This is a genomic window from Paenibacillus sp. TC-CSREp1, assembly GCF_050171015.1.
Taxonomy (GTDB): Bacteria; Bacillota; Bacilli; order Paenibacillales; family Paenibacillaceae; genus Paenibacillus; species Paenibacillus silvae.
In genome coordinates, this window is record NZ_JBNOKM010000049.1 from 1 (window position 1) to 1,334 (window position 1,334).

The 1,334-nt window shown below is 47.9% G+C and carries 1 protein-coding gene; it reads left to right on the plus strand.

Annotated elements, in window-relative coordinates; translation table 11 throughout:
* The first annotated feature begins 74 nt into the window (after window positions 1-74).
* A complete protein-coding gene (locus ACQSGY_RS30675; protein ID WP_427182407.1) occupies window positions 75-1,259 on the plus strand; it encodes an IS4 family transposase in 1,185 nt (394 codons plus the stop codon).
* The last annotated feature ends 75 nt before the right edge of the window (window positions 1,260-1,334 follow it).

Below are 1,334 nucleotides of genomic sequence, written 5' to 3' on the forward strand. Positions count from 1 at the left end.
CAAACCATAAAAAAATCCCCTAATGTAAAAGTGTGGCACATGTTATCCACGACTCTCACAAAAGGAGATCACCCATGGATAACTTACCGAATTTATCGACCGTTTGTCAATGCTTAAATCAATTAGAATTGCAAGGTTTCCGATCTTTGCTGGACGATCATCGCGCGAAAAAGCTTTTTACAGGCAACACTATTCAGTTGCTTGTCGCTGGTCAACTACTGGGCGCCACATCGTATGACATGATCACCGAGCAGTTGCAGGCTCACGAGCCATTGCAGGCGATGACCGGACTTGCCTCTGTTAGTCCGTCCGCATTGTCCCGGAAAACCAACGGACTATGCACAGATACCCTCCAAGCGTTGTTCCTGAAATTAGTCGCTGCGATTCAGCAACAGCAGCCAGATCAGACGGCAAGTTTGCCCGCCGGGAAGAAGCTGCGTTTAGTCGATGCGACAGAACTCACGTTGCCCGTGCAGCGGGCAAGTTGGGCCAACTATTCCAAGAACAAACACGGCGTTAAAATGCATACGCGTGTCGTCGTGGCCCATCCGGAGAAATGGGTCTATCCCGATCGCATCATCGCAAGCACCGTTGATGTGAACGAGACGGAATTGTCGCTTGAACTGGTAACCGACCCGGATGCGATTCACGTCATGGATCGAGGCTACCAAAAGCATGGACATTTTGAACAGTGGGAGCAGCAAAACCTTCGTTTCATCACACGAGTCCGGGAGAATACGCGGTTCGAAGTGACGCGAGACTTTCGGGTCCCCAAGAAGGATCAGGACGTTATCCTCTCGGATCGAAAGGTCATTCTCCATAAATGTCGTTCTCGCTTGCGACTTCTCATTTTTCGGGATGACCAGGGGAAAGAGTATTACTTAATTACGAACTGCTTTGACGTTCCTGCGGCAGACCTGGCTCAGATGTACAAGTATCGCTGGCTGATTGAACTTTTTTTCAAATGGATCAAGCAGCATTTGCGATTCGTAAAGGTAATTAGCTACTCTCCCCAAGGCATTTGGAACCAGTTGTATCTCGTGCTCATTGCCTATGCCCTTTGTACGCTCGTGCGTCTGCAGACAGCGACGACTAAAACGACTTGGGACATCCTGAAACTCATCCGTATTTACGCCTATCATCCTTGGTGGACGATGGAAAAAGCTTTAGCACGAAAGCCAACGCGAACCTCCAAAGGGAGACAGCGCTCGCCGGATCGAAATAAGATACCGATCAAACGAAAAGTCATCATTCGATAAATCAACCTTTATAATTACCATTTAAAGGAAAACATATGCCATTACATACGGGAGTCTTCCCTTATTTTCTATAGT

Excerpts from the sequence above, each read along its gene's own strand:
- ACQSGY_RS30675 (WP_427182407.1), top strand. The coding sequence starts at position 75 with ATGGATAACTTACCGAATTTATCGACCGTTTGTCAATGCTTAAATCAA.